General features: G+C 68.1%; 28 protein-coding genes, 3 tRNA genes and 1 pseudogene. 16 read left to right on the top strand and 16 right to left on the bottom strand.

Going from position 1 to position 24,240, the window contains the following annotated elements:
• The first annotated feature begins 3 nt into the window (after window positions 1-3).
• From OO71_RS20735 to OO71_RS20725, 3 genes are all read left to right on the top strand, one after another.
• Entirely contained in the window at window positions 4-402 is a 399-nt protein-coding gene (locus OO71_RS20735) for a hypothetical protein (RefSeq protein ID WP_033291471.1), read from the top strand.
• Between the two features lie 340 nt (window positions 403-742).
• Complete coding sequence (crgA, locus tag OO71_RS20730) at window positions 743-1,009, top strand: cell division protein CrgA (RefSeq protein WP_033291470.1); 267 nt, start codon at window positions 743-745, stop codon at window positions 1,007-1,009.
• Between the two features lie 118 nt (window positions 1,010-1,127).
• Window positions 1,128-1,508: a PH domain-containing protein gene (locus OO71_RS20725; RefSeq protein WP_245633733.1), complete on the top strand. Its 381-nt coding sequence runs from the start codon at window positions 1,128-1,130 to the stop codon at window positions 1,506-1,508.
• Here OO71_RS20725 and OO71_RS20720 read toward each other — a convergent pair.
• A complete protein-coding gene (locus tag OO71_RS20720) occupies window positions 1,494-2,468 on the bottom strand; it encodes a rhomboid family intramembrane serine protease (protein ID WP_033291468.1) in 975 nt (324 codons plus the stop codon). The two genes, OO71_RS20725 and OO71_RS20720, sit on opposite strands and share 15 nt — an antisense overlap.
• A gap of 41 nt (window positions 2,469-2,509) precedes the next feature.
• Window positions 2,510-3,034: a peptidylprolyl isomerase gene (locus OO71_RS20715; protein WP_033291467.1), complete on the bottom strand. Its 525-nt coding sequence runs from the start codon at window positions 3,032-3,034 to the stop codon at window positions 2,510-2,512.
• Window positions 3,035-3,242: 208 nt separating this feature from the next.
• Between OO71_RS20715 and OO71_RS20710 the strand changes: the two genes are divergently transcribed.
• Window positions 3,243-3,878 carry a hypothetical protein gene (locus OO71_RS20710; RefSeq protein ID WP_033291466.1) on the top strand — a complete coding sequence of 212 codons (636 nt, stop codon included), beginning with the start codon at window positions 3,243-3,245 and terminating at the stop codon, window positions 3,876-3,878.
• A gap of 60 nt (window positions 3,879-3,938) precedes the next feature.
• On the opposite strand, the gene OO71_RS20705 is transcribed toward OO71_RS20710, so the two are convergent.
• Together OO71_RS20705 and OO71_RS20700 are read right to left on the bottom strand one after the other, a co-directional pair.
• Entirely contained in the window at window positions 3,939-4,391 is a 453-nt protein-coding gene (locus OO71_RS20705) for a DUF6918 family protein (protein WP_033291465.1), read from the bottom strand.
• Window positions 4,392-4,531: 140 nt separating this feature from the next.
• A complete protein-coding gene (locus OO71_RS20700) occupies window positions 4,532-5,056 on the bottom strand; it encodes a DUF2020 domain-containing protein (protein WP_211260566.1) in 525 nt (174 codons plus the stop codon).
• A gap of 209 nt (window positions 5,057-5,265) precedes the next feature.
• Here OO71_RS20700 and OO71_RS20695 point away from each other — a divergent pair, with 209 nt between their 5' ends.
• On the top strand, window positions 5,266-5,904 hold the full coding sequence (locus OO71_RS20695; protein WP_033291464.1) for a pyridoxine/pyridoxamine 5'-phosphate oxidase: 639 nt from the start codon (window positions 5,266-5,268) through the stop codon (window positions 5,902-5,904).
• 97 nt (window positions 5,905-6,001) lie between these two features.
• Here the strand turns inward: OO71_RS20695 and OO71_RS20690 are convergent, their stop codons facing one another.
• Complete coding sequence (locus OO71_RS20690) at window positions 6,002-6,889, bottom strand: hypothetical protein (RefSeq protein ID WP_033291525.1); 888 nt, start codon at window positions 6,887-6,889, stop codon at window positions 6,002-6,004.
• A 108-nt stretch (window positions 6,890-6,997) separates the two neighbouring features.
• Between OO71_RS20690 and OO71_RS20685 the strand changes: the two genes are divergently transcribed.
• From OO71_RS20685 to OO71_RS20665, 5 genes are read left to right on the top strand one after another with little or no spacing between them, the layout of a single operon-like run.
• Window positions 6,998-7,441: a helix-turn-helix transcriptional regulator gene (locus OO71_RS20685; RefSeq protein WP_033291463.1), complete on the top strand. Its 444-nt coding sequence runs from the start codon at window positions 6,998-7,000 to the stop codon at window positions 7,439-7,441.
• 10 nt (window positions 7,442-7,451) lie between these two features.
• The gene (locus OO71_RS20680; RefSeq protein WP_033291524.1) at window positions 7,452-7,862 is read left to right on the top strand and encodes a VOC family protein; all 411 of its coding nucleotides are present in this window, start codon (window positions 7,452-7,454) and stop codon (window positions 7,860-7,862) included.
• 42 nt (window positions 7,863-7,904) lie between these two features.
• Window positions 7,905-10,289 (top strand): ATP-binding cassette domain-containing protein, encoded by a 2,385-nt coding sequence (locus OO71_RS20675; RefSeq protein ID WP_033291462.1) that lies wholly within the window; start codon window positions 7,905-7,907, stop codon window positions 10,287-10,289.
• Window positions 10,290-10,335: 46 nt separating this feature from the next.
• Entirely contained in the window at window positions 10,336-11,598 is a 1,263-nt protein-coding gene (locus OO71_RS20670) for a glycosyltransferase 87 family protein (protein WP_084145099.1), read from the top strand.
• Window positions 11,595-13,355, top strand: coding sequence for a protein-arginine deiminase domain-containing protein (locus tag OO71_RS20665; RefSeq protein WP_033291522.1), 1,761 nt, complete (start codon window positions 11,595-11,597; stop codon window positions 13,353-13,355). The genes OO71_RS20670 and OO71_RS20665 overlap by 4 nt, the downstream gene beginning before the upstream one ends.
• 6 nt (window positions 13,356-13,361) lie before the next feature.
• Here OO71_RS20665 and OO71_RS20660 read toward each other — a convergent pair whose 3' ends face one another.
• On the bottom strand, window positions 13,362-14,330 hold the full coding sequence (locus OO71_RS20660; RefSeq protein ID WP_033291461.1) for a threonine ammonia-lyase: 969 nt from the start codon (window positions 14,328-14,330) through the stop codon (window positions 13,362-13,364).
• Window positions 14,331-14,421: 91 nt separating this feature from the next.
• On the bottom strand, window positions 14,422-15,330 hold the full coding sequence (locus OO71_RS20655; protein WP_033291460.1) for an alpha/beta hydrolase: 909 nt from the start codon (window positions 15,328-15,330) through the stop codon (window positions 14,422-14,424).
• Between the two features lie 147 nt (window positions 15,331-15,477).
• On the opposite strand from OO71_RS20655, the gene OO71_RS20650 reads away from it, so the two are divergent.
• Window positions 15,478-16,458, top strand: coding sequence for a helix-turn-helix domain-containing protein (locus OO71_RS20650; RefSeq protein ID WP_033291521.1), 981 nt, complete (start codon window positions 15,478-15,480; stop codon window positions 16,456-16,458).
• Here OO71_RS20650 and OO71_RS49020 read toward each other — a convergent pair.
• The 3 genes from OO71_RS49020 to OO71_RS20630 form a co-directional block, all read right to left on the bottom strand.
• Entirely contained in the window at window positions 16,411-17,310 is a 900-nt protein-coding gene (locus OO71_RS49020; RefSeq protein WP_051791742.1) for a VOC family protein, read from the bottom strand. The two genes, OO71_RS20650 and OO71_RS49020, sit on opposite strands and share 48 nt — an antisense overlap.
• The gene (locus tag OO71_RS20635; RefSeq protein WP_033291518.1) at window positions 17,307-18,272 is read right to left on the bottom strand and encodes an aldo/keto reductase; all 966 of its coding nucleotides are present in this window, start codon (window positions 18,270-18,272) and stop codon (window positions 17,307-17,309) included. Before OO71_RS20635 ends, OO71_RS49020 begins: the two co-directional genes overlap by 4 nt.
• A 241-nt stretch (window positions 18,273-18,513) precedes the next feature.
• A tRNA-Ala gene (locus tag OO71_RS20630) sits at window positions 18,514-18,585 on the bottom strand.
• Between the two features lie 208 nt (window positions 18,586-18,793).
• Here OO71_RS20630 and OO71_RS20625 point away from each other — a divergent pair.
• The 4 genes and pseudogenes from OO71_RS20625 to OO71_RS49010 form a co-directional block, all read left to right on the top strand.
• A complete protein-coding gene (locus OO71_RS20625) occupies window positions 18,794-19,060 on the top strand; it encodes a BrnT family toxin (RefSeq protein ID WP_033291459.1) in 267 nt (88 codons plus the stop codon).
• 5 nt (window positions 19,061-19,065) lie between these two features.
• Complete coding sequence (locus OO71_RS20620; RefSeq protein ID WP_156096439.1) at window positions 19,066-19,587, top strand: hypothetical protein; 522 nt, start codon at window positions 19,066-19,068, stop codon at window positions 19,585-19,587.
• 251 nt (window positions 19,588-19,838) lie between these two features.
• Complete coding sequence (locus tag OO71_RS50210; protein ID WP_156096438.1) at window positions 19,839-20,183, top strand: HAD family hydrolase; 345 nt, start codon at window positions 19,839-19,841, stop codon at window positions 20,181-20,183.
• A 24-nt stretch (window positions 20,184-20,207) separates the two neighbouring features.
• Window positions 20,208-20,504, top strand: a pseudogene (locus tag OO71_RS49010) (HAD family hydrolase); the annotation flags it as partial.
• A gap of 4 nt (window positions 20,505-20,508) precedes the next feature.
• On the opposite strand, the gene OO71_RS20610 reads toward OO71_RS49010, so the two are convergent.
• The 4 genes from OO71_RS20610 to OO71_RS51295 form a co-directional block, all read right to left on the bottom strand.
• Window positions 20,509-20,853, bottom strand: a complete 345-nt coding sequence (locus OO71_RS20610) for a phosphotransferase (protein WP_084145095.1) — start codon at window positions 20,851-20,853, stop codon at window positions 20,509-20,511.
• Window positions 20,854-21,306: 453 nt separating this feature from the next.
• Window positions 21,307-21,561 carry a tyrosine-type recombinase/integrase gene (locus tag OO71_RS20605; RefSeq protein WP_033291456.1) on the bottom strand — a complete coding sequence of 85 codons (255 nt, stop codon included), beginning with the start codon at window positions 21,559-21,561 and terminating at the stop codon, window positions 21,307-21,309.
• A gap of 127 nt (window positions 21,562-21,688) precedes the next feature.
• Window positions 21,689-21,761 (bottom strand) — tRNA-Ala (locus OO71_RS20600).
• 35 nt (window positions 21,762-21,796) lie between these two features.
• Window positions 21,797-21,970 (bottom strand): DLW-39 family protein, encoded by a 174-nt coding sequence (locus OO71_RS51295; RefSeq protein ID WP_156096437.1) that lies wholly within the window; start codon window positions 21,968-21,970, stop codon window positions 21,797-21,799.
• Window positions 21,971-22,197: 227 nt separating this feature from the next.
• On the opposite strand from OO71_RS51295, the gene OO71_RS20595 reads away from it, so the two are divergent.
• A complete protein-coding gene (locus OO71_RS20595; protein ID WP_051791737.1) occupies window positions 22,198-23,373 on the top strand; it encodes a glycosyltransferase in 1,176 nt (391 codons plus the stop codon).
• Window positions 23,374-23,431: 58 nt separating this feature from the next.
• On the opposite strand, the gene OO71_RS20590 is transcribed toward OO71_RS20595, so the two are convergent.
• Both OO71_RS20590 and OO71_RS20585 read right to left on the bottom strand, forming a co-directional pair.
• Window positions 23,432-23,505: transfer RNA gene (locus OO71_RS20590), tRNA-Ile, on the bottom strand.
• A gap of 50 nt (window positions 23,506-23,555) precedes the next feature.
• Window positions 23,556-24,227 carry a DUF3566 domain-containing protein gene (locus OO71_RS20585; protein WP_033291455.1) on the bottom strand — a complete coding sequence of 224 codons (672 nt, stop codon included), beginning with the start codon at window positions 24,225-24,227 and terminating at the stop codon, window positions 23,556-23,558.
• Window positions 24,228-24,240 lie beyond the last annotated feature (13 nt).

Genomic DNA, 24,240 nt, shown 5'->3' with positions numbered 1-24,240 from the left:
GCGTTGACCTGGGTTTTCGCCGCGTGGACCGCGCTGGGGCCGATCGGACCCGGCTTCGGCGCGAAGGTCGCCGGTCCGGGCGCCGGAGTCGCGATGCGGCCGATCCGACCCGGCCTCGCCGCGAAGGTCACCGGCCCGCCGATCCGGTCCTGCTTCGGGGCGGAACTCCCCGGTCCGCCCATCAGCCGCGCGAAGGTCGCCAGTCCGCCGATCCGGTCCGGTTTCCCCGCGGAACTCGCCTACCCGGCCGCCAGGGTCCCGCTGCGACCCGGCGCCGCCGCGGTCGTCGGCTCGACCGGTGCGGAACTCCCCGGTCCGCCGGGCGGGCCCGCCGTCGCGAGCGTCGGTGTCGCGGTAACCACCCTGGCCACCCCGGTCGATCGGCGTGCGCTGTTCGGGTGATCTACGTCCCGGGTCGCCCGCTGCTCTTCGTCGCGGTGGGGTCTCGCCTGGCTGGCGGCGGGGTGGCGGGGGCTGGCGGCGGGAGGCTCCCGTGCCGGGGTGACGGTCGTCGCCCGGCCAATCCTGCGGCGTCACGCAAGCTCCTCCCGCGCCGGTCGGAGGCCGATTCGGCGCTCCGCGTGGCGCTATTGTCACAGTCCGAGAACCCGACCGCTCCAGCCCGGTGCTGCGGAGCCGTCCTTTACGTTAACGTGTGCACGTGGCGCTGGTTGCGCACCCCGACAGCGGGACCTCGTCCAGGATGCGCCACCAGTAATGCCCGAGAGCACGCGAGGAAACGATGCCGAAGTCCAAGGTCCGGAAGAAGACCGCGTACACCCCGCCTGCCGATCGCCGGACGCCGGTGAAGGTGAAGGCCGCAGGCCCGTCGAACCTGTTCTACAAGATCGTCATGTTCGGCCTCATGTTGCTCGGTCTGCTGTGGCTGGTCCTCAACTACATCGCCGGTCCGAAGATTTCGTTCCTCACCGAGCTCGGCAACTGGAACTTCGCGATCGGGTTCGCGGCGATGATCGCCGGTCTGCTGATGACGATGCGGTGGCGCTGACCATTCGTCCGGACGGCCGATTGACACCGAATCACATCGGTGTGACTCATCCCCAGTGTGGATAACCCCTGTGGATAACCAGCCGACCTCGTGGGCGCCCCGGTGGAACCTTGTGGTAGTGACCTGGGGACTTGCCACGGTGCTGCTGGCCGGAGCCGTGGTGGACGCGGTCTTCGGCGACGGCAAGGGTGCGGTGCTGATGGGCCTCGCCACGGTCGCCGTCGGCGCGTTCGCGGGCCACTGGACCCTCGTGCGGCCGCGGCTCGCCGCCGACGTGCACGGCCTGCGCGCCCGCACCCTCGGCGGCACGCACCGGCTTCCGTGGGCAGGCACCAGCACGCGGCTGCGCAGCACCCGCCGCCTCGGCCGCGACGGCGTGACGCTCGAACTGGAGCACGACGACCGGCTGTTCATCTTCGGGCAGCTCGACCTCGGTGAGGACCCCCGCGACGTGCTGGACGTGCTCACCGCGCTGCGGGCCCGCTCAACCGGAGCGTGACGTTCCGCAGACATACGTGGTGCCGCCCCGCAGCTCCGCGAACGTGCACTGCGCAGGCGGGACCTGGGTGGCCCGCCAGCCGATCAGCCCCACGATGGCGACCGCGACGATCGCCGTGCCGATGGCCTGCCAGCGGACCCGGTTCCGCTCCGGCGCGTACAGCATCGCGACGGTGACCAGCGCACCGGCGACGAGCCCGCCGACGTGCGCGTAGATCGAAATCCCCGGGATCGCAAAAGTGACGTACGCGTTGATCACCAGGTTGATCAGCAGCGCGGTGGGGTTGAGCTTGAGCTTCAGCACGATCACCGCGTAGCTGCCGAGCAGCCCGAAAATCGCGCCGGACGCGCCCGCGGTGCCCCCGTTGACGTCCTGGAACACCAGCACCGTCGCCGACGCGCCGATCATCGACACGAAGTACAGCGCGAGGTACCGGCCCTTGCCGAAGACCTGCTCCAGCGCGCGGCCCATCATCCACAGCGAGAACATGTTCGCCGCGATGTGGATGGGCCCGTAGTGCAGGAAGCCGGAGGTGATGATCCGCCACCACTCGCCGCCGCCGAGCGTTGCCGACGTCCACAGCACCCCGAGCTGCTCGACCGGCGCGCTGCTGTTGTCGAAAAGGCTCTTCGCCTGGATCACGGTGATCAGGAAGACCACCACGTTGACCGCGATGAGCGTGACCGTGACCGGGAAGGAGTTCGACGGCCGGGCGCCCGCGATCGTGCGCGTGCCCATCCCGGCGTTGCGGTACTGCCGGTGCTGCCGCTGTTGTTGCTGCGCGCCGGCCTGGACGCAGTCGGTGCACTGGAAGCCGACCGGGGCCTCGCGCAGGCAGTCCGGGCACGCCGGACGTCCGCAGCGGGCACAGCTCAGGCCGGTCGGGCGGTTGGGATGCCACCAGCAACCGGGAAGTGCGGACGGTACCGGGGGTACGGGGGGATTCGGCGGTTGGTTCACGATGGCACCAACCTACCGAAATCCACCCGGGCCCCGCGGGGTCAGTCCTCGACGGTGACCTTCTCGATGACCACGTCGGCGAGCGGGCGGTCCGCCGGGCCGGTCGCGGCGGACGCGATCTTGTCGACGACGTCGCGGGAGGCCTGGTCGGCCACCTCGCCGAAGATCGTGTGCCGGAAGTTCAGGTGGGCCGTCGGCGCGACGGTGATGAAGAACTGCGAGCCGTTGGTTCCCGGCCCGGCGTTCGCCATGGCCAGCAGGTACGGCTTGGAGAACTGCAGCTCCGGGTGGAACTCGTCGCCGAACTTGTAGCCGGGTCCGCCGCGGCCGGTGCCCGTGGGGTCACCGCCCTGGATCATGAAGCCGTCGATGATCCGGTGGAAGATCGAGCCGTCGTAGAACGGGCCGGAGTTGCTGCCGCCGGCGTTCGGCTGGGTGTACTCCTTGGAGCCGGTGGCCAGCCCCACGAAGTTCGCCACGGTCTTCGGCGCGTGGTCGGGCAGCAGGTTCACGTGGATGTCACCCTGGTTGGTGTGCAGGGTGGCCTTGCGGGCGCTTTCAGTCACGCGGTCATCGTGCCACCCCGTCGCACAAATGGGGGGTTCAGGGGGCGACCCGGTCCGGGGGCAGCGGGCATCTGCGCAGGAAGAGCGCCCTTTCCGGGGGTTTGCGCTGCGCCACGCGCGGGAAGCCGCAGCGGTACGCGCGGAAAAAGGGCAGGATGGATGACAAGCACCAGAGGTATTTCACAACGATTGATATGAGGTGAAGGCCATGACCCGGGCCGTGGATTCGGTCGGCGAGTCGGTCAAGTCCGGCGCGGCGGACCTGCGCAAACGGGCCGTCGAGGCCGGTAAGGCAGGTGCTAAGGCCGCCGAGGCCGGAGCCGAAGAGCTGGGGAAGCAGAGCCGGCGCGCGCGGCGCAAGCTCGCGAAGAAGACGGAGCTCACCCGCAAGGAGCTCAAGAAGAGCTCGGCCGCAGCCCGCAAGGAGGCGCTGGCCCGGCTGGCCGAGCTGAAGAAGCCCGGCCGCAAGGCCAAGCGGGCCGCGATCAAGGCGGCGGCGTCCGCCGGCGACTCGAAGCGGCGGGGCAAGAAGGACTTCAAGGCGGCGAAGAAGGAGTTCCGCGCTGCGCTCGAGGAGGCCAAGGTGGCCGCCAAGGGCACCCGCAAGCGCCGTCGCTGGCCATGGCTGCTCGGCCTCGGCGCGATCGCCGTCGGTACCGCGGTGGCGTTGAAGTCACGCCAGCAGGAGCCGCCGGTCGCCCCGGCACCGCCGAAGGCGACGCCGCCCGCGAAACCGGCCGCTCCGGAGAAGCCCGAAGCCCCCGAAGCCCCCCAAGCCAAGGAGGCCGAGCCGAAGACCAACGGCAAGGCGCCGAGCACGCCGGCTGCAGAGAAGAAGAACTGAACGCGAGAAGGGCCCCGGGAAGCGTGTCCCGGGGCCCTTTTTCGTGCTCGCTCAGCCGGTTCAGACCGTGGCGGCGTGCTTGTCGATCAGCTTGCCGAGCCGCGGCAGCGCCTCCTCGACGTTCTTCTTGCCGTTCGGGCGCAGCTTCGAGTACACCTTCTTGATGCTGTCGCGGCTGCTGCGGTCGGCGCGGTTGTCGGTGACGCTGAGCAGCGCGTCCGAGGCCTCGTCGGAGCGGCTCGTGAGGTACGCGCCGAAGTCACCGCCGCCGCTGGCCCTGAAGTCGCCGTAGAACGGCTCGAGCGCGCCGGCGAAGTCGTCCAGCAGCGTGTCGACCGCGGACGGGATGATGCCCGGCTTGATCTTCTTGACGGCGGCGAAGCCGGTCTTCACGACCGCGCCCGAGACCCCGCCCTTGTCGGAGACCTCGGCGTCCACGAGCTCTCCGAGGTCGGTGACCACGTTGGGGCGACGGCTCGAGTCGAGCAGGATTTCCTTGAGGGTGTCAGCCACGAATCTGTCCTTGTCGTCGGATGGGGGTAACCAAGTTTTCGGTGCCGGACCGGCACCCGCCCGCGCGAGTGCCGGGGGCCTGCGCGTGCTGCCCAGAGTAATACAAGATCAACTTCACTCACCCGTGCGGAGCCCACTACTCACAGCTTCAGGGCAGCGATAGCCTTCTTCGCCACTGTGCGTGCTTTGATGCTCTGCTTCTGGTTGCTCGTCACGATCACGGCCGCGTCGCCCTTCGCGACCGCGTACACCACGCCGTCTCCGGACGGCTGGTAGCCGCCCTTCCACCCGGCCGGCTCCGCTGCCGGGTTCGACGTGTCCACCGGCGCCGCCTTGTTGACCAGCGCCGTTGCCACCTCGCTCGTGCCCACGTACACGCGCACGGTGAGCTGCAGGCTGTCGTCCGGCCGATAGAAGAAGCACGTCGGATGCGGTTGGTCGGCCGACACGCTCACCTTCGTCACGTGCTGCCCGTTCGCGTCCTGCACCTCCTCGTTCGACAGGTACGGACACTTCGCAGTGCGCGCCGGTTTCGGATCGGGCGGCAGCCCGGCGGACGACGAACTCGCCGGTGCCGTCGGCTGTGGCGTCCCCGCGACCGGGGCCGGTGGACCGCAGGCGGCGAGCAGGGCCAGGGCGGGGGCAAGAACGAGGAATCGGCGCATGGCGCGCACAGTCAACCATGCCGCGTCAAGCAGGCGTGCAACGATGGCGGTGGACACGCTCGAGCTGGGAGGTCGCGGCCGTGCAGGCACCACAGCAGTTCCCCGGCTGGCGCCCGGCCGGTCCGTTACCGCAGACCGGTCCCCCGCCGGTCGCCGTGCCCCAGCCACCGCATTACCCGCCGCCGGGGCGGCCGCCGTACGGTCGGAACATGGTTTCGTTGCGCGGCTGGCCGTCGTTTCCCGAGCAGCTACCGGAGTTCGACCCGGCCGCCGCGCCGGACACACCGGAGGAGCTGTTTCTCGCCTGGCTGACCGAAGCCGGTGAGCACGTGCTGGCCCCGCACGCCGTCACGCTGTCCACAGTGGACGAAGATGGCGCTCCGGACGCTCGCGTGGTGATCCTCAAGGACGTCGGCGCGCCGGGCTGGGCCGTCGCGACCAGCTCGGACAGCCCGAAGGGGCAGCAGCTGCAGGCGAATCCGCGAGCAGCGCTCACGTTCTTCTGGCCAGGGCGCGGACGACAGGTGCGCGTACGGGGCACGGTCGCCCCGGCTGCGCCGGAGGTGTCCGCTGCGGACTTCCTCGCCCGTCCGCCCGCGTCGCGCGCCGAGGCGTACCTCGGGCACCAGTCGGAGATCCTCGACGACCCCGCGCGGCTCCCGGAAGCCGCGGCGGCCGCTGAACGCTGGGTCGCCGAAAACCCGGACACCGCACCGGAAACGTGGACGCGATACCTGGTACGCCCGGATTCCGTCGAGTTCTGGCAGGCCGCGCACGACCGGCGGCACCTCCGGTTGCGCTACCGCCGCGACGGCGCGACCTGGGTCCGCGAACGCCTCTGGCCCTGACCCCAATGCCACATTCGCTGCATCTGACGCAACCAATGCCACATTGGGTGCGTCACATGCACCCAATGCCACATTGGGGTGCTTTGGCCGGACGTGTTCAGCCGAGCCGGGAGTTGGCCCGGAGCACGGAAATCGCACCGACAGTCGCGTACCCTCGCCATTCCAGTGCGGCGGCCGGGGAGTAGCTGGCGAAATCGACCGTCCAGGCGCCGTCGGGCTGCTGACCCTGTTCGAGCCGGGTCAGGTCGGCCTCGATCGCGTCCGCGGTGAAAAGCCGCCGGGCCGGACCCGGGGTCGGACTGAAGTCCAACGGCCGCAGCGCCTCCCCTTCGGAGCCGCCCGCCACCGGGACGATTCCGTTGTCCGGCAGGAACTTCCCGAGTTTCGTGAGGAGTTCGTCCACCTCCGGGTACCGGTCGTACGCGGCGTCAAGCAGGTGGATTGCGAAGTTCAGCTCGATCGCGTGCGGCATTTCCTCGATGGACCGGATTGCCCGCAGGCAGGCCTCGGTCGCGCGGGCCAGCCAGGGATGCGCTGCGACGGCCGGGTCGTGCTCGGCGACCCGCAGTGCCACCGACGTCGCGAACGCCGTGCTCTGCAACGAGAACACCGCCGGGTCGGCGCCGGTCCAGAACGGGGCGGACGCGACGGGGTCGGCCACCGGGAACGCGAACGGCAGCCCGCCGCCGGGTAGCGAGACCGATTCGAGCCAGTCGCACAGCTGCGTCGCGTGTGGCGTGGTCACCGGTCCGAGCTCGGCGAACACCTCGAACGCGTGCAGTGCGCCGCCGGGCTGGCTCTCCGGTGCCCGCAGGTCCGGCTCCAGGCCCCAGCCGTACCCGCCGTCGGGATTGCGGTAGGCCGCGACGGCCGCGAGTACCTCCTCGGCCCGCCCGCTTCCCTGCATCAGTTCGAACCGCCGCCGGTCCAGCACCCGGCCGTGCCCGGCGAGGAACGGGGCGACGGCATCCAGTTTCACAGTCACCCGGCCACCGTCGCACGATCTCGCCGCGGCCGTCTTGAACGGATCGGCCACCGGCCCGAACGGGGGCGAATACTGGGTCGCCGCGGCGAGCCGTGGCACGATTTCGGAGTGACCAGCAGAGCCGATGACGCGCAGCGATGGGCCGACCTCGCGCGGTTGCGCCGGGTGCGCGACCGGATCGACCGCGAGTACGCGCAGCCGCTCGACGTCGAGGCGCTCGCGCGAGGCGCGAACATGTCCGCCGGGCACCTCAGCCGCCAGTTCCGCGCCGCCTACGGAGAGTCACCGTACGGGTATCTGGTGACCCGGCGCATCGAACGGGCGATGGCCCTGCTGCGGCGGGGCGGAATGAGCGTCACCGAGGTGTGTTTCGCCGTCGGGTTCTCGTCGCTCGGCACGTTCAGTACGAGGTTTACCGAGCTGGTCGGGAAGCCGCCGAGCGTCTACCGCGAGGAGGAGACCGGCGCCACCGAGGGCATGGCGCCGTGCGTCGCGAAACAGGTCACGCGACCGATCAGGAATCGAGAAGCATCGTCGTCCGCGCGCACCTAGTGTGACCGACATGGACATCACCATTCACGCAAGCTTCCTTCCGCACACCGACCCCGACGCCATGCTGGCCTTCTACCGCGACACCCTCGGCTTCGAGGTGCGCAACAACGTCAAGTACGGCGATCTGGCCTGGATCACCGTCGGCCCGCCGGGACAGCCGGACACGTCGATCGTGCTGCAGCCGGTCGCCGCGTTCCCCGGGCTCACCGACGACGAACGCCGCGCCATCACCGAGATGATGGCCAAGGGCACCTACGCCGCGGTGAACCTCGCCACCAAGGACGTCGACGCCACCTTCGAACGGCTGCAGGCAGGCGATGCCGAGGTCGTGCAGGAGCCCACCGACCAGCCGTACGGGGTGCGCGACTGCGCGTTCCGCGACCCGGCGGGCAACCTCCTCCGTATTCAAGAGCTGAGCTGAACCACTGGGGCCGGACACTCCGGGAACGAAGAGGGAGAGACGATGACCAAGGCCAAGGGGAAGACCACACCCGCGCCGCACGCCGCCGACAGCCACGACCTGATCCGCGTGCAGGGCGCCCGCGTGAACAACCTCAAGGACGTGAGCGTCGAGCTCCCGAAGCGCCGGTTGACGGTGTTCACCGGGGTGTCCGGCTCGGGCAAGAGCTCGCTGGTGTTCAGCACGATCGCGGCTGAATCACAGCGGATGATCAACGAGACGTACAGCAGTTTCGTACAGGGCTTCATGCCCACGCTGGCGCGGCCCGAGGTCGACGTGCTCGACGGGCTCACCACCGCGATCATCGTGGACCAGCAGCGGATGGGCGCGGACCCGCGGTCGACGGTCGGCACCGCGACCGACGCCAACGCCATGCTGCGCATCCTGTTCAGCCGCATCGGCAAACCGCACATCGGTTCGTCGCAAGCGTTTTCGTTCAACGTGGCCTCGCTCAGCGGAGCAGGCGCGGTCACCCTGCAGCGCGGCGGGAAGCAGGTCAAGGAGCGGCGCAGCTTCAGCATCACCGGTGGCCAGTGCCCGCGGTGTGAAGGTATGGGCCGCGTGTCCGACTTCGACCTGACCCAGCTGTACGACGACAGCAAATCCCTCAACGACGGCGCGCTGATGATCCCGAACTACACCGGAACCAGCTGGTACGGCACGATTTTCCGGGAGTCCGGCTTCCACGATCCGGACAAGCCGATCCGCAAGTACACCAAACGCGAGCTCAACGACCTGCTCTACAAGGAGCAGACGCGGATCAAGGTCAACGGCGTCAACGTGTGGTACGAGGGGCTGATCCCGCGGATCCAGCGGTCGATGCTGTCGAAGGACCGGGAGGCGCTGCAGCCGCACATCCGCGCGTTCGTGGACCGGGCGATCACGTTCGCCACCTGCCCGGAGTGCGAGGGCACGCGGCTGAGCGAGCTGGCCAGGTCGTCGAAGATCGACGGCATCAGCATTGCCGACGCGTGCTCGATGCAGGTCAGCGACCTGGCCGAATGGGTCGGGAAGCTGGACGAACCATCGGTCGCGCCGCTGGTGACGTCCTTGCACGACACGCTCGATTCCTTTGTGGAGATCGGGCTGGGGTACCTGTCGCTGGAGCGGCCGTCGGGCACGCTGTCCGGCGGTGAGGCGCAGCGGGTGAAGATGGTGCGCCACCTCGGCTCGGCGCTCACCGACGTCACGTATGTCTTCGACGAGCCCACCATCGGCCTGCACCCGCACGACATCCAGCGCATGAACAGTCTCCTGCTTCGCTTGCGGGACAAGGGAAACACCGTATTGGTCGTGGAGCACAAACCGGAGGCGATCGCGATTGCCGACCATGTCGTCGACCTCGGGCCCGGCGCGGGCACGAACGGCGGCACGGTGTGCTTCGAGGGTCCGCTGGAGGATCTGCGTGCCAGCAAGACGATCACCGGCAAGCATCTCGACGACCGCGCGTCGCTCAAGCCGTCGGTGCGGGAACGGACCGGGGTGCTGGAAATCCGCGGCGCGAACACGCACAACCTGCAGGACGTCGACGTCGACATCCCGCTCGGCGTGCTGTGTGTGATCACCGGGGTCGCGGGGTCGGGCAAGAGCTCGCTGATCCACGGGTCGATCCCGGCGTCGGGCGAGGTCGTGTCGGTGGACCAGACGCCGATCCGCGGGTCGCGGCGCAGCAACCCGGCGACGTACACCGGGCTGCTCGAACCGATCCGCAAGGCGTTCGCCAAGGTCAACAACGTGAAACCGGCGCTGTTCTCGGCCAACTCCGAGGGCGCGTGCCCGAACTGCAACGGCACCGGCGTGATCTACACGGACCTGGCGATGATCGCGGGGGTCGCGGTCACCTGCGAGGTGTGCGAGGGCAAGCGGTTCGAACCGTCGGTGCTCGACTACCACCTCGGCGGCCGCGACATCAGCGAGGTGCTCGCGATGTCGGTCGCGCAGGCCGAGGACTTCTTCGGCGACGGCGAGGCCCGCACGCCGGCCGCGCACAAGATCCTCGAGCGGATGGAGCAGGTCGGCCTCGGCTACCTGACGCTCGGGCAGCCGCTCACGACGTTGTCCGGTGGCGAGCGCCAGCGGCTGAAACTGGCCACGCACATGGGTTCCGGCGGTGACGTGTACATCCTCGACGAGCCGACCACCGGCCTGCACCTCGCCGACGTCGAGCAGCTGCTCGGGCTGCTGGACCACCTCGTCGACGCGGGCAAGTCGGTGATCGTGATCGAGCACCACCAGGCGGTGATGGCGCATGCGGACTGGATCGTCGACCTCGGCCCTGGTGCGGGCCATGACGGCGGCCAGGTCGTCTTCGAAGGCACGCCAGCGGAACTGGTGAAAAAGCGATCGACCTTGACCGGCGAACACCTGGCGGCGTATGTCGCCTCGTGAGGGGCCCCGCTGCGCGAACGGGTGATCTTCCCGGCATGATCGCAGGGTGACCCCGACCCTCGCTGCCGTGCTGCGGCACTGGCTCGAAGGTGCCGGAAGCCGCCGCTGGACGGTGTTCGCGCTGGTCACGGCGGCATTGGCGGGCGCTGCGCTGATCGTGGTGGCCGTGTGCACGATGTGGCCGCTCGACCTGGAGATCTACCGGATGGGTGCGCAGGCGCTCGTCCGGGGACAGGACCTCTACGGGCCGCTGCCGCCGACGCGGAACGGCCTGGTCCTGCCGTTCATCTACCCGCCGTTCGCCGCGCTGCTGTTCCTGGTGTTCACGCCGGTTCCGCTGCCGGTCGGCGCGGTGGTGATGCTCGCCCTGTCGCTGACCGCGCTGTGCGGGACGGTGTACGTCGTGGTCCGGCCGCGTACTACACAGCGGACCGCGCTGCTCGCGTCGCTGCTGGCCGGTGCGGCGGCGCTGGCCTTCGAGCCGGTCCGCGAGACGCTGTGGTTCGGGCAGATCAACCTGCTGCTCATGGCGCTCGTGGTGCTCGACTGCCTCGGCCCGAAAACCCGGCTCCCCCGCGGGGTGCTGCTGGGCCTGGCCGCGGCGGTGAAGATCACGCCCGCCGGATTCCTGTTGTTCTTCCTGGTGAAGCGGGACTTCCGGACGGTCGTGACCACCCTCGTGACCTTCGCGGCGGCCGGGCTGGCCGGGTTCGCGATCGCGCCGGAAGCGTCGACGAAGTACTGGTTCGGCGGCGGGCTGACCGGTGCGTCCGGGATGAGCGGGTCGATCTTCGCCACGAACCAGACCATCCAGGGCGCGCTCCACCGGTTCGCCTTGCCGGACACGCTGACGTTGGTGCTGGTTGCGGTCGCGACCCTCGGTGCCCTGCTCCTCACCGTGCCGGCCATGCTGCGCGCCGACCCGCCGATGGCGTTCCTGCTCAACGCCACGGCAATTCTGGTCTGCTCGCCGATTTCCTGGTCACACCACTGGGTATGGATCGTCCCGGCGACCATCCTGCTGGCCGCCCGCGCGACGACCCGGCCCGCGGTGGCCGGGCTGGCCGCGACCGCGGTGGTGTTCGTCGTCGCCCCGCATTCGCTGCTGCCGAACAACAATTTCCGCGAACTGACGTGGGGACCGTTCGAACACGTCGTGGGTAACAGTTATCTGCTGCTGGCGGTGGGCTTCCTCAGCTGGCAGTTCGTGACCCTGCGCCGCGCCCCGATCACCGACGGGTGGCGGGGCATCCGCAGCCGCTCGGCGGGGGTGCGGGCGGACGGCGATCCGCCATCGTTCACCGGGTGAAGAAGACGGCTCTCGTTCCGCTCCTCGTGATCACGACCGCATCCGGCCTCGCCACCCCGGCAGCCGCCGACCCGCGCCCGCTGACCGCTGACGTCCGAGCCGACGTGAACCGTGACGGTGTCGTCGATCTCGCCGGCCCCTCCGACAGCGTCGGCAAGAAGACCTGGACGACCCAGCGCGGCGCAATCTTCCTGCCGAACATCGGGGATTCGGAACGCCGGTGCCCCAGCACTGATTCCGCGGGCAAGCCACTCCCCGACGACAAACTGGCCGCCTGCAACGACGCTTCCGACGACGTCGCCCGTGCTACGGAAAACCTGGCCCCGGTGAAGACCGTCCCGATTCCACATGCCCCGCAGGACGCGGTCGCGCAGGTCGCGGTGACCGGTGCGGGCAAGGAAAAAACGCGGCTGTTCGTCCACCGCGACGGCAAGTGGGTCAAGCTGACTGGTCCGCTCACTCCGGCGGAACTCCGCGGCGGTGCGACGCTGGGCATCGACGCCAAGGACGTCATCCGCGACACCGCGGTGTGGGACGGTTCGGCAACCGTGCAGTTCACCGTGGCGCACGGCGGCCGGTCCACTTCGGACTCCGTGGTGCTCCGGGTCGCCCCGGTGCTGACCCACCATCACCTGCAGCAGGCGCAAGAGGTCCTGGTGACCGACAACGACCGCCCGGAACAGCAGCGGTTCGTGAAGGAGCTCGCCGAACAGGTCCGCGCGGCCGGGCTGACCGCGCCGCTGCGCCGCTTCGACGGGGACGACCGGTGGGCACAGGACTTCGTGGAACCCGGGTACGTGACCATGCCGGGGCCGGACGGGAAGCCGAAGGGACTGCGCATTGCGATCCGATCGGCGCAGGCCGAGCGGGAAGCGGGCAGGCAGGTGTTCACGAAGCTGCGCGGCCCCGGAATCGGCGCGGTGCAGATCGCCGGTGGGTCCGACAACAGCGTGAACTCCACCGGCAACCTCGAAACGATCCCGCCGCACCACGGGTTCCCGGCCGGGCGGATCATCATCGGCACGCAGGGCAAGCCGGAGGAGACGCCGAGCCCGGAAATGCTGACTTTCCTGCGGTCACAGGGGTTGCAGTCTCCCTTGGTGCTGGACACGTCCTGGCTGGCCGTCGGGCACGTCGACGAGTTCGTGCAGTTCCTCCCCCGTGCGGGCGGACGGGGCTGGACGATCGCCGTCGCCGACCCTGAGTCCGGGCTGAAGGTGCTGCGTGATGCGCAGCGGCAGGGACACGGCTCGGTGCGGATGTTCTCGCGTCCCGGCAGCACCCGGAACGAGACCGTCGACCAGGTGCTCGCCAACCGGAAGGTGCTGGACGGCAACGCGCTGGCGCAACGCCGGATCAAGGCCAATCTCGAGCTGCTGCAACGGGAAACCGGCGTCACCGACGGGGAAATCGTGAAGGTACCGGTGCTGTTCCGCGACTTCGAACCGTCCGACATCGACCAGTCCAGGGGCAAGCCGAAGGTGCCACCCGACCAGATGCCCGAGGGCCTCGTCGCCTACGTTCCGAATGCCGTCAACGGAGTCGTGCTGAACTCGCAGCACTACCTCTCCGCCCGGCAATGGGGTCCGATGATCGGCGGCAAGGACATCTTCACCGAAGCGGTGAATACGGCGTACGGCAAGGCCGGGTTCACCGTGCACGATGTCGACGACTGGGACAGCCACCACACCCGCGGCGGCGAGGTCCACTGTGGAACGAACACCTTCCGAGAGCAGACCTCGTGGTGGCCGCGGTGAGGTTGGTTACGTGCCCTGCTCGAACAGCCACTCCGGCGCCCGTACGCGGTCGATGTTCGCCCCGCAGAGAATCGTCCCGACGGTGCGGCCCGCCCACCGCTGCGGGTCGGCCAGTACGGCGGCGACGCCGGCCACCCCGGCGGGTTCCACCACCAGGCCGAAATGCTGGTGGATCAAGCGCATTGCGGTGATCAGGTGCCCGTCGTCGACCTCGGCGACGTCGTCGACCGTGCCGTGCATGGTGTCCAGCGCATACGGCACGGGGACCCGGATCGCGATGCCGTCGGCGATCGTGTTCACCGACGGCGTTTCGGTCGTCTGGTGCGTACGCCAGGAAATCGCCATCGACGGTGCCCCCGTTGCACCGATCGCGACGACCTCGGCACCCGGCGCCGCATGCTTCACCCAGGTGCCGACGCCGGTGGCCAGCGCACCGTTTCCCAGGGAAACGAGGACGGCGTCGAGCGGACCGTCCTGCAGCAGCTCCAACGCGGCGGTACCGGCGCCTTCGGCAATTGCGGGCTCATTGCCGTCGACGACGAAATACGCGCCGGTTTTTTCGACGAATGCGGTGGCCGCAATCTTGGCTGCGTCAAAATCGTCACCTTCGAGCACGACGGTGGCACCGAACCGGCGCATCGAATCGATCTTTCCGGGATTGGCGGTGGTCGCCGAATACACGGTGAGCCCGATTCCGGCATCCGCGGCGGCATACGCGAGCCCTTGCCCGAAATTGCCCGCCGACGCCGTCACCAGGCCGGCCGCGGTTCCGTACGCCCCGGTCCGGACGAAATAGCTGGTCCCGCGGCCTTTGAAGGAGCGGATCGGGTTCAGGGTCTCGACCTTGGCGACCAGGTGACAACCCAGTACCTCGTCGAGTGTCGCACTGCGCACGACCGGTGAACCGAGGAACACCGGGTCGATAATCTCGGTCGCGGCGGCGATATTGTCCCAGGACGGGCGTGCGATTTCCATGGAATTGAACTTAGCCGCGGGACAGGGCGTCCGAAAGGCGGTAATCCGGGCAGCAATCGTGCGCGAAAGACTTGGCTGCCGGAATGGCTGGTCAGCTTCGGCGGTGGCGGTCGAGGAATCGGCGGACCTCGGCGGTGAGTTCCAGGTCCTCCGGGGTCCCGCCGCCGAAACCGCCGTGTGGCATGGCCTCGAACACGTGCAGTTCGGCATCGACACCGGCGGCCCGCAGTGCCCGGTGCATCCGGACGGTGTTGGACAGGTACAGGTCCCGGGTCCCGGCCTGCAGGAGGGTGGGCGGAAATCCCCGCAGGTCGGCGAAAAGGGGTGAGAGACGCGGGTCGGCGAGGTCGTACCCACCGGCGTAGAGCTCGTTCGCCTCGCGCAGAGTGCCGCAGACGTTGTCGAAGTCGCGGTTGGTGAGGAACGAATCGCCGGATTCGGTGAGGTCCACCTCGGGGGTCTGCAGCACCAGCGCCGCCGGCATCGGCAGTCCCTCCTCCTTCACCCGGACCAGCAGCGCGGCGGCGAGATTGCCACCGGCCGACCCGCCCCCGACGAAGATGTCCACCGGGTCCCGGACCTCGAGCAACGCGCGGTAGACCGCAAGGCAGTCGTCGAGCGCCGCCGGGTACACGTGGTGCGGCGGCATACGGTAGTCGGGGCTCCAGGTGATCATCCCGTTCACCATCGCCATCCCGGAGGCAAGTAGCCGGCACAGATCGCCACCGCACAGGAACAGGCCGCCGCCGTGCAGGTCGAGGTAGATCGGCGTCTGGTCGCTGTCGGGGATGCCGGGCCCGCGCACCACGTAGGTGCGCACCCCGGCGACCTCGGTGTCGTCGGCGGTGACCGGGAGCGTGACCCCGGCGAAGGACTCCATGATGTAGGCGTCCTGTTCCTCGACCAGGCGCAGCCAGCCTGCGACGTCGTCCCGCGGCGGGAAAGTCATGATCCGGCGCGGGTGCTGAAGAAACTTGCGTGCGGCCTCGCTGACGCTCATGGGCGACACTCCTCGCAACGGTGAACCTGTCGAATGATTGTCGGCGCTCGCGTGAGGCACCGGCACCCGCCATCCGACAGCCTTCTCCCGCACGGTGGCGGATTTCCGGGTGGCCGCCGCCCGAGTCCGACGGGTGACAATGTGGTGATGAAGGAACTGGCCATCCGGCTGTCCGAGCTCGATCCCGAGGCCGGCGCTGCAGTCAACGTGATCGGGTACTTCGACGTGCTGGTGGCCTCCCGAGCCGGGCTGCAGTCGATTGTCGGCGGCGCCGCCGAACTGGCCGGATGCGCGGCCCGGCTCGTCGACCCCGGCAGAAGCCTCGACGTGCGGATGAGCCCCGACGGAGTGGCGACCCCGGCCGGCTCACCGCCCGAGCCGACCTGGCCATCCGCTCCGGTGACCTCCGACGGCGCGCTGTTGTGGCTGGAGACCGCTGCCCCGGTCGGCACGCTCCAGTCGGTCGTCCTCGAACGCGCCGCGACCGCCGCGCGGATGGTGATCGAACGCGTCCGCGCCCGGCGTGCCGAGGACGACCCCGCCTCGCTCGAGCTGGTCCTCGACGCCAAGGCGGACGTCGCAGACCGGCTCGCCGCCTCGCGCCGCCTCCGTCTGCCCCCAACCGGCCGGGCAGTCGCGCTGGCCGATGGGAGCGCCATCGTCATCGACGCGAACGCCGCACCACCAGCTGGTCAGCGCGCGGGTATCGGACCGGCCGTACCTGCCGAGCGCCTCCCGCAATCCTGGGCAGCGGCCCGCGTGGCACTCCGCCTGACCGCGGAGGGAACCGACGCCGACCCCGGCCCGCAGGTAGTGGAAGCCGAGTCGCTGGGCGCACTGGGGCTGGTCGTCACCGCCGCCGACGCGGCCCGCGGGCCCATCCCGGATGTCGCAGCACTACAGCACGCAGCCGACGCAGGACAGTGGACGCTGGTCACCCTGGCGACGGTCGCCGACGCCGCCAGCCTGCGCGATGCCGCCCGCGCTCTGCACATCCACCACTCGACGTTGCACGACCGGTTGACCCGAGCGGAATCCCTGCTCGGCTGGAATGTGCGAGACCCACGGGGGCGGTTACGCCTACAGCTCGCGTTGGCGATGCGACGTGCCCTTCGGAACCGCAGCTGACCGGATGAGCGGCCGGAGCTGGTTGACAGCCACGTCCGGGTTGAAATGCTCCGCCAACGAGGTGATCTGACCGTTTCGGATGCGGAAGACGAAGGCGTAGGTCTGGCGGAAGTCTTCGCCGTTGACCAAGGTGCCGGCGCTCCGGCATTCCACCGCAATGCGGCCCTCGCCTGCCGTCAGGGAATCGATGGTGAAGTGGGGCCCGTCGGCGAAGACCGACTTCAGCAGCCCCACTTGGGTCAGGTAGTCCGACCCCGGCAGGGAGTCGCCCGACGACGTGGTCCACACCGAGAAGTCCGGCGCGAACAGCCCCTTCGGCACAACTCCCCTCGACACGCCGTCGAAGAATTCGCGGGCGATCCGACGGCAGGTTTCGTCGCTACCGCCCACGACGTGGGAGCGATCGACGATGCTGCCCGGGAAGACCTCCTGGAGCTCGACGATGTTCCCGTCGGGGTCGCGCAAGTAGACCGAGGTGAGCCTGGCGAAGGTGATTTCCTGCGGCGGGGAGAAGCACTCGACACCGAGGGCGGTGAGTCGCCGGTATTCGACGTCGATATCGGTGACGTCGAGGGCGATGTGCCGGATCCCGACGTCGCACGCGCGAAGCGCCTCCCCGGGTTTCGGCTCGGGCTGCTCGTAGGCGAACACTTCGAGCTGGACGTTGCCCGCGCGCAGGATCGCGACCCGCACTCGGGTTTCGGCGAGGCCGACGATGGTCTCGAAGGCCCGGTCACCCGGTTCCAGCCGCCGGTCGGCGGTCTGCTTCAGGCCCAGCACGTCACGGTAGAAGTGCAGGAAGCGGTCCAGATCGGCCGTCGCGAACCCGATGTGGTGTATTCCGTTGATCATCGCCCGGCCCCCTCCGCCGCGCGGCAGATGCGGTCCACCTCGGCGAACTCCTCGGCGTCGAGTCGCCAGCCTCGGCCGGCCGAGACATTCGCCTCGACCTGACCGGGATTGGTCGCGCCGCCGATGACCGTGCAGACGTGCGGGTTGGACAACAGCCAAGACATCGCGAGTTCGAGCAGGGTGTGGCCGCGTTCGGCGGCGAACCGCGCAAGCGCATCCGCGAGGTGGAGACTGCCGCTGGTCAGGTGCCGATCACCGGTCTTCCACAGGTTCCTGCCGAGCCGGCTGTCCCGCGGCGCCGCCGAAGCAGTCGAGTACTTGCCGGTGAGCAGCCCGTTCGCAAGCGGAGCGTAGGGCATCAAGGCGGCGCCGTACTCTTCCAGCGCGGGAAGCAGGTCCGTGTCCGCAGTGCGCTGCGCCAGCGAGTATTCGTTCTGCGCAACGAGGAACTCGTGCAGCCGGCGGGTTCTGGCAATCCAGTGCGCCTCGACGAACCGCCAGGACGAGAGGTTGCAGGCCCCGAGATAGCGCGCTTTGCCGGAGGTGACGATGTCGTCCAGCGCGCGCAGCGTCTCTTCCACCGGCGTCGTCCAGTCCGGCCAGTGCAACAGGTAGAGATCGACATGATCGGTACCGAGCCGCGTCAAGCTCGCCTCGATCTCACGGAGGACGGCAGCGCGCGACGTGTTGAAGCCGTTCGCCCGGTCAGCCGGGACCCCGAACTTCGTCACGACGACCGCTTCGTCCCGCCGCCTGCCAAGCCCGCGCCCCAGAACCTCTTCCGACGCACCGTACGAAGCACCGTAGACGGGTGCGGTGTCGAACACGGTGACCCCGAGATCCAGGGCCACGTTGATCACCTTCGACGACTCCGCCTGGTCCAGCGAATGGCCGAAGTTGTTACAGCCCAGCCCGACCGCGGAAACCCGCAGACCGGACCTTCCGACATTGCGCAGCTCCAACGTGGAACGCCCTTCGCATGCAGGCACGAATCCGGCCACGTGCATCGGTCACGGTGAGCCCACATCGGCAGTGTGCAGCGTCCGATGTCGACATCACGATGATGCGCGCCGTCGACGAGCACCACCCCGCCGATTCCGTTGAGCGGCACGGATCGTCACGCTCTCTGTTCAGAGCTGAGCCTGGCCCGAGATGGCCGGCCGACCCTGATCATCGACAGGGATTCTGACCTGGCGTTCGTTGTGGTGGACCTGAGGGGAATCGAACCCCTGACCCCCGCCTTGCAAAGGCGGTGCTCTACCACCTGACGCGTCCGCCACTGATCGCAGTGACCTAGCCCGTGCCTGCAGTGGCTGAAGTGGATCCGTACGACGAGGTTTCGCACCCATCGTGGCTCCCATTGATCAACTTAGGCGGGCCCCGCCAGTCGCCAATAGCGTCAGGTCAGCGTAGCCATGCTCCAGTGCGGCATCTCGCCGGTTCGCGATGTGCCACATTGTGCCACTTTGTGCTACATTGGTATGTGCGGGAGATCCACTGGACCGAGCAAAGCGAAGAGCACATCGCGCGGCACCAAGTTCGACCGGAGGAGGTCGAGGAGGTCATCTACACACGCCCGCGGCTGACGACCCGCGGCCGCGAAGAGACGACGCTGGTCTTCGGCAGCACGGCGAGCGGGCGGCACCTGCTCGTAGTGCTCTCGGATGCAGCCGACGGACGCGAGTACGTCGTGACTGCGCGCGATATGACCACTGCGGAACGTCGCACGTTCGACAAGAAAGCGAGGTGAGCATGATGAACAAGATCGACGAAATCGCCGAATACGCAGCAACCCATGACTTTGCGGAGGAGATGGAGCAAGGCACATGGGAGACGGACGTCGTCGAGGACCCCATGATCTCAACGTCCATCAGGCTCCCGAAGTCCCTGATGGACCGCGTCCGGCAAGCCGCCGACGATGACGGCGTCAAGCCGACCGCGTGGATTCGCCAACTGGTGGAGAGGAAGTTCTCGGAAAAGGAAGCTGCGACAGCAGATCGAACCGATCTCGAAGCCAGAGTGTCCCACCTCGAAGCGGCGATAGCGGACATTCGCAACATCCCTGCGCAGGAGAGCTCGCGGTCGAATCGATCGGCAGCCGCGGTTCGGCCGCTCCGTCGAGCCGGCACTCAGCGACACGGCGCAACACGTGGAATGGTCACCACAACCAGAGCCGCAGCGGCAGCCGCCGCAACGAGATTGCCAACGGCAAAGGGGAATAAGTCGTTGGCAGTCAAGGGAATTTCAATCGTTAAACACAACGTCAAGAAAAAGTAGAGTCGGTTCAACCCGACCGAGATTCAACCTGCTGAACAACGCAGAGGCGTTCTCGGCTGCTACTACCCCATCCAAGAACACCAGGTGTTGCTCAACGGTGAGCGAACGGCGATCTGGGACCTGATGGGCAAGGACGCGACACTCTTTCGCCACTCGGCTGAAGAGGACCAGGACAGCCTCGGAGCGGAATTCGTCCGGCAGTCAGGGATGTGGTTCGACTCGCTGTGGGACTCGGTCGGCCGGGAGTACCGATGACTGCAAGTACCGTCGCCGCAGTCCTTTCGTCGACGTCCGCTGTCCTCCTCGATTTCGACGGTCCGGTGTGTTCCGTCTTCAGCTCTTTCACGCCGGCCGAGGTCGCGAGCGATCTTCGAGCGGCCTTGTGCTTATCCAACACACCCGAAACCGGCGAGCCGTTTGAGCTGCTGAGTTACGTCGCTGGATCCGTCCCTGCAGTTGCGTCGGATGCCGAAGTGGAACTCGCTCGGCTGGAACGTGCTGCCGTTGCAGAAGCCGAGCCGACGCCAGGTGCAGACGATCTGCTCCGAGAGTTCCACTTGGCAGGCCGCCCAGTAGTCATAGTCAGCAACAACTGATCGACGGCAGTCGACGCGTACCTCGAACGCCATCAGCTCCAGCAGCTGGTTGCCGGCGTGTCCTCGCGCACGTCGCCCGATCCCGCCCTGCTGAAGCCGCATCCGCACCTCTTGAACCGCGGCGCGGAACTGGTCAGCGTGCCGATCGGCGATTGCGTGATGATCGGCGACTCGGTCACCGACATGAGGGCAGCTCACGCCGCTGGCGCGGCCGCGCTCAGCTATGCGAACAAGCCTGGCAAGCGCGAGCTTTTCAAAGCACTAGGCGTAAGTGCCATCATCGAGCGAATGTCGGAACTCTTGCCGATTGGGGCAGACTGACAACTCAGACGCGAGCCGCGACCGCCACGGATCGCCAAGCCTCCGCGCGCTCCAGGTCAAGTTCTAGACGCGCGACCAGGTCATTGACCGTGCGCCCCGATTTCCACGTGACCACGGCGACGTCGTATTCGAGGTCACCCGACACAGCGCGGGGATCGATCAACCGAAACCCCGGCTCACCTAGCAGCACGTTCCCGGCGGACAGGTCGCCGTGACAAAGCGATGATCTCTCGTTCGGCGCCAACTGCTCAAGCAACCACGATGCGGTCCGTCGCTCGGCTTCGCTCGACGGTGGCGAGTGGAGCCAGAGCGGCTGCAAGCTGGGGAACGGTTGCGAACTGCAGCTCACGGCGGCCCGGCAGGACCTCGTCCATCACCGTCCAGGCGCCCGATCCCGACCGGATGACCTCGTGGACTGCCGGGCCAACGCCTAGCTGCGCAAGCTCCGGCGCGACCGCCGCTTGCAGTGGCCCTGCCGGGTCCGGAGTCGACTTCAGAACCAAGCGGCCGCCTGCAATCACAACGGACGCAACAAAACCAAAGCGGGCGTTGAAAACGCGATGCTGGCGCGCTTTGTACTTGCGACACAGCTGCGCGAACTCCTCTGGAACAGCGAGTTCCCACGCTTGTGCGCGATCCGGCCAGCGCGCGCACGGCGCGCGCGACGGTTGCTGGCAGCAACGGACTACGTGGTGCGTCGGCCATTGGCCTACTTCCCAGCCGCGTTCCTTCGCGGAGGCCGCGAGAACTTGCTGCTGACCACGCTCGCGGCCCGACGATCAGCTTCGGCAACCCATGCGGCCTACACGCGCAGGGTGGTGTTACCACCGTCGGCATGGCCCAGTCGGCCTGCGACGGTGCGAATGTCCACGCCGGCGAGGATGAGTTCCGTTGCCGAATAGTGCCTTAGCGCATGGAGGTGGCTGTCGATCCCAACCGACGTGCACATACGCCCGTATCGGTGCGTGATGGCTGAGCGGTTGCACGGCCGATCAAACGTTGGCGAGTAGGTAAAGAGGTACGCGTCGTCGCCTGGCTCGATCTCAAGGGCTCGCACTCGATCTCGCGGCGAGAGCGTTTGTTAGCCGACGTCCTGGCCATGATCCGATAGTACCCGCACCCACCATGGCTCCCATTGATCAACTTCAGGAGCAAAAGTTGCGGTAAACACGCTGGTCAACGAGTGGACCTGAGGGGAATCGAACCCCTGACCCCCGCCTTGCAAAGGCGGTGCTCTACCAATTGAGCTACAGGCCCGGTGCGGACCGAAGTCCGCGAGTACGTAAAACGGGTCAGTTGCGCGACGCGTCGGTGGCCTTGGCCGGCGTGCTGCCGTTCGCCGAGACCGGCGCGTTCGGGGCGGTGGCTTCGCGCCACAGGTCGGCCTCGGCCTTGGCCGCCTTGTTGCGCTTGACGACGAACAGGACGCCGCCCGCGACGACCGCGAGTGCCAACAGCTTCTTCACCTGAAGCCCCCTTCTGAGTGCTTGAGCTACCCCACGATGCTACTGCACTGCCCGCGCGGCGGGTCCGGCGGTTCCACGTGGAACAACGGGAATACCCGGGGTGGGTGTGCCGTTGCACCGGATGGCCACGACGGCCGTGAGGCCCTGCCGGTCTTCTCTTCCCGGCAGGGCTGACGCGCATCCGGGGTGAATTGACAAACCTCCGCAGCGTCCCGACACTGAACGGCATGCGGGTATTGTTCTCCGCAATCGGCGCGTACGGGCACATCTTTCCGATGATTCCTTTTGCCCGCGCATTGGTTGCCCAAGGCCATGAAATCCTTTTCGCCACGTCGGCCGATTTCGGTCCGGTATTGAGCAGAGCCGGTCTCCGGCATATCTCCGTCGCGAAGCCGCTCAATGCAACGCGCACCACGGCGTACGGCACCCGCATCGACGGCGACGACCTGACCCCCGAACAAGCGCTGTGGCTTTTCGGCCGCGTCTTCGGCTCGGACGCGGCCCGCGACATCCACGCCGAACTCGGCCCCGTCATCCAGGACTTCGCACCAGGACTGGTCATCCACGACGCTTTCAACCCCGGCGGCGCGCTCGCGGCACGGGCCGCCGGCGTCCCCGCGTTGTGCCACGGCTTCGGCCGCGCAACGACCGGACGCGTCGCCTCGACCACCGAGTACCACGTGCGCGCACTGGCCGGCGAACTCGGCATTGCCCTTCCGGACGATTATCCGGCGACCGTGGGAAATCCGATGCTCGACATTTTCCCGCCCTCCTTGCAACATTCGAAACTGCTCACCGGCGGAAATCGCATCGCACTGCGTCCGGTCGCCTATTCCGAACCGGCCGAGCTGCCGGAATTACCCGCCGGAAGGCCTCTGGTTTATGTCACCTTGGGCACAGTATTCGGAAAGGCGGGCACACTCCGCACCATTGTCGACGGCCTCACGAGCGCGGGCTTGCCGGTACTGGTCGCCACCGGCCCCACCGTCGAGACGGACGAACTACCCGCCTCGGTGTCGGTACACCGCTGGGTCCCGCAGGCTCTCCTCTTGCCACACGTGGACCTGGCCGTCCACCACGGCGGCAGCGGCACAGTCCTCGGCGCCCTGTCCGCAGGCGTACAGCAGTTGCTCGTCCCGCAGGGCGCTGACCAGCTGACCAACGGCCGAGCCCTGGACAAGGCCGGGGTCGCCCCGCAGCTGCTCCCCGAGCAGGTAACCGCGGACGCACTGGCCGAACTGGCCACCCGAATCCTCGCCGACGGCTCCTACCGCACCCGCATCGGCGAGATCCAGGCGGAAATCTCGGGTATGCCGAGCCCGGAGGAGGTCGCCGCCCAGCTGCCCGACCTGGTCGAACGCGCCGAAGCCGCCATGGAAGCCGGGGCGCAGTCACTCAGTTAGTCACTCAGACAGGAAAAAGCCCGGCTCATCAACCAGATGAACCGGGCTTTTTCCTGTGTGGGCCCACCAGGACTTGAACCTGGGACCTCTTCGTTATCAGCGAAGCGCTCTAACCGCCTGAGCTATGGGCCCGTCGAACGAGAAGAACTCTACCGGACCCCGCTCCCGCACCCGCAACCGGGTTACTCCCGTTCCGACAGCGTGACTTCCAGCCCACCCGCCAGGTCGGCGGACACGTTGTAGATGAACGCGCTCACCGTCGCCAGCGCGGACACCAGCACGATGTTGATCGCCCCGAGAATGGCCGCGATGCCGAACACCCGGCCCGCGCTGATCAGCGGTTCCGGGGACGCGTTCGCGCCCTCGCCGCCGACCAGGGACGAGTATGTGCCGTTCAGTTTGTCCCAAACGCCCATGCCGTCGAGCACCGTGTACAGCACGCCGACCGCGACCAGCCACACGAAAAACATCGCGACCCCCAGCACCAGCGCCAGTTTCAGCACCGACCACGGGTCGAACCGCTTGATCTGCAGGCTCGCGCGCCGTGGGCCGCGGCCAGGGCGGCGCAGCGCGCTCGGGGTGGGCCGGGTGCGCCCGGCCGCCGGGACCTCGGCCGAGGTGGCGGCAGGCGGGACCTCGGCTCCGAAGAGCCGGGGCGCCGCCGTGCCGCTCACCGGGTAGTCGTGCTGCTCCCCGAAGCCCGCCGGACCCTGTTCGTGCCCCTGGTGGACCACATCCTCGGTCGCGATCCGGGCCGTGGCCATGGCCTCGGGGTCGCCGCCGCCGTCCTTGGCGGTGCGTTGCCAGGGAGGGTTGGCCGCGGTGTCGCCGTCGGCCTTGTCGGATGGTGCCACGTTGAGTCAGTCC

Source organism: Amycolatopsis jejuensis (assembly GCF_000717335.1).
Lineage (GTDB): Bacteria > Actinomycetota > Actinomycetes > Mycobacteriales > Pseudonocardiaceae > Amycolatopsis > Amycolatopsis jejuensis.
The sequence above is the reverse complement of the archived record's forward strand: the minus strand, read 5'-3'. Positions and strand labels throughout refer to the sequence as shown.